Annotated in this window: 2 protein-coding genes; both read left to right on the plus strand. The window is 68.3% G+C overall.

The features are described from left to right. Positions 1–1150: beta-ketoacyl reductase (locus IG74_RS0144115; RefSeq protein WP_030689360.1), on the plus strand; the 1150-nt coding region annotated here is incomplete at its 5' end. Positions 1151–1175: 25 nt separating this feature from the next. Further along, positions 1176–3032, plus strand: a 1857-nt coding sequence (locus IG74_RS0144120; RefSeq protein ID WP_030689362.1) for a type I polyketide synthase, incomplete at its 3' end; no start/stop codon positions are given.

Here is a 3032-nt window from a genome sequence, read left to right on the forward strand (position 1 = left end):
CGCGGCTGACCGTGAGGCTTTGGCGGCGGTGCTGGACGCGATTCCGGGCGAGTTCCCGCTGACCGCCGTGGTGCATACGGCGGGTGTGCTGGACGACGGCGTTGTGGACGCTCTGACGGTGGAGCGGGCGGCCGGGGTGTTGCGTCCGAAGGTGGACGCGGCACGGAACCTGCACGAACTGACGGCGGAGATGGATCTGTCGGCGTTCGTGTTGTTCTCCTCGGCGGCGGGCACGTTGGGCGGCCCGGGCCAGGGGAGTTACGCGGCGGGTAATGCCTATCTCGACGCGTTGGCGTTGCAGCGGCGCGCGGATGGCCTTCCGGCCACTTCCATCGCCTGGGGCGCCTGGGCCGGGAGCGGTATGGCGGTTGACGGGGAGCTCGAAGAGCAGATGAGGCGGGGCGGCATGGCCCCGATGAACCCGGATCTGGCCATCTCGGCGCTTCAGCGTGCTCTGGACCTGGACGAGACCTTCCTCCTCGTGGCCGATGCCGCATGGGAGCGGCTCGCGGGCGAGCTGGGAGCGGACCGGACGATGGCGTTGCTGAGCGAGCTGATGGAGACGCAGCGGCCGACGGCATCACTGACGCCTTCCGACCCGGCGGCGACCGAGTCGGCGGTGGCCGAGCTGCGCACAAGCCTGGAGGCGCTGCCCTCGGCGAAGCGTCAGCGCCGGCTGCGCAAGCTGGTGCGTCAGCACGTCGCCGCGGTCCTGGTGCACACGACCTCGGACGCCATCGAGAACGATCGGTCGTTCACAGAGCTCGGGTTCGACTCCCTGACGGCTGTTCAGCTGCGCAACCGGCTGGGCGCGATCACCGGCCTGGAGCTGCCGACCACTTTGGCATTCGACTACCCGAACCCCATCGCCCTGGCCGAGCACCTGGAAGCGGGCATGTTCCCGCAAGGCGGTGGGACTGAGCGGAACAACTCGGAAGAGGACCGGATACGCGAGGCGTTGGTCTCCATTCCGCTCGCGCGTTTCCGTGAAGCCGGACTCATGGACACCCTGCTCGAACTCGCTCAGACATCGGAGAGCGGTTCTGAGTCGGCGCCGCAAGAAGAGCCGCAAGAAGAACTGAGTAGCGCGGTCGACACGATGGATGTCGATGACCTCGTCCAGAGGGCTCTGGGCGGCGCTGACCTTTGATGTCGTTGGAAGTGTGGAGCTACTGATGGCTACGTCCTCCGAAAGAGTTGTCGAAGCGCTGCGCGCTTCTCTGCGGGAAAACGACCGCCTCAAGCTACAGAACCAGCGTCTGGTCGAGGCCTCGAAAGAGCCCATCGCCATCGTCGGTATGAGCTGTCGCTTCCCCGGGGGCGTACGCACCCCCGAGCAACTCTGGCAACTCGTCGCGGATGGCGTCGATGCCATCTCCGAGTTCCCGACCGACCGTGGTTGGGAGAACGAGACGCTGTACCACCCCGACCCGGACAACCCGGGGACGAGCTACACCCGTGAGGGCGGCTTCCTCTACGACGCCGACGAGTTCGACCCGCAGTTCTTCGGGATGTCTCCGCGTGAGGCGCTGGCGACCGATCCGCAGCAGCGGCTGCTGCTGGAAGCCTCGTGGGAGGCGTTCGAGCGGACCGGCATCGACCCCGTGTCCCTGCGCAGCAGGCCGGTCGGGGTCTTCGTCGGCACGAGTGGCCTGGACTACGCGACCCATCTCTATGAGGTGGGAGGCGAACTCGAGGGCTATCTGACGGGCAGCGCGGCCAGCGTGGTGTCGGGTCGTATCTCCTACACCTTCGGTCTCGAAGGGCCTGCGGTGACGGTGGACACGGCGTGTTCGTCGTCGCTCGTCGCGCTGCATCTCGCGGTGCAGGCGCTGCGTCAGGGCGAGTGTGACCTGGCGCTCGCCGGTGGTGTGTCGGTCATGTCGTCACCCGGCTCGTTCATCGAGTTCAGCCGGCAGCGCGGGCTGGCGGTCGATGGCCGGTGCAAGCCGTTCGCGGACGCCGCGGATGGTACGGGCTGGTCCGAGGGCGTGGGCCTGCTGCTGGTGGAGCGGTTGTCGGACGCGCGGAAGAACGGCCACCCGGTCCTGGCGATCGTGCGCGGCTCGGCGGTCAACCAGGACGGTGCGTCCAACGGCCTTACGGCGCCCAACGGTCCGTCCCAGCAGCGGGTGATCCGGCAGGCACTGGCCAGCGCGGGGCTGTCGGCCACCGAGGTGGACGCGGTGGAGGCGCACGGTACGGGTACGACGCTGGGTGACCCGATCGAGGCGCAGGCACTGCTGGCCACCTATGGGCAGGGGCGGTCCGAAGAGCAGCCCCTGTGGCTGGGGGCCATCAAGTCCAACATCGGGCACACCCAGGCCGCCGCCGGTGTCGCGGGAATCATCAAGATGGTGATGGCCATGCGGCACGGCGTCCTGCCGAAGATCCTGCATGTGGATGAGCCGTCGCGGCAGGTGGATTGGTCGGCGGGTGAGGTGCGGCTGCTGACGGAGGCGACCGCGTGGCCCGAGACCGGGCAGCCGCGCCGGGCGGGCATCTCCTCGTTCGGGCTGAGCGGGACCAACGCCCACACCATCATCGAGCAGGCGCCGCAGGCCGACCTCGATGAACAACAGGAGGCAACCGCCCCTCAGGCCGACACGGCGAAGCAGCCCACCGTCCTGCCGTGGCTGGTGTCCGGTAGGAGCGCGGAGGGGCTCAGCGCCCAGGCGAACCAGCTCCATGCCCACATGAGTGCGCATCCGGAGTTGTCGCCGACCGATATGGCCTTTTCCCTGGCCACGACCCGTTCGGTGTTCGAGCACCGCGCGGCCGTGGTCGCCGAGGATCGTGATGGCCTCCTCCGCGACCTGGAGGCTCTGGCCAACGGCGAGAACGCGGCCCAGGTCATCCAGGGTGTGGCACGGATCGAGGACACCCTCGCGTTCCTGTTCACCGGCCAGGGTGCGCAGCGCCTGGGTATGGGTCGGGAGTTGTACGAGGCGTTCCCGGTGTTCGCTCAGGCTCTGGACGAGGTGTGCGCGCACCTGGACGTCGTACTGGACCGTCCGCTGAAGGACGTGATG

Source organism: Streptomyces sp. NRRL B-1347 (assembly GCF_000720325.1).
GTDB lineage: Bacteria > Actinomycetota > Actinomycetes > Streptomycetales > Streptomycetaceae > Streptomyces.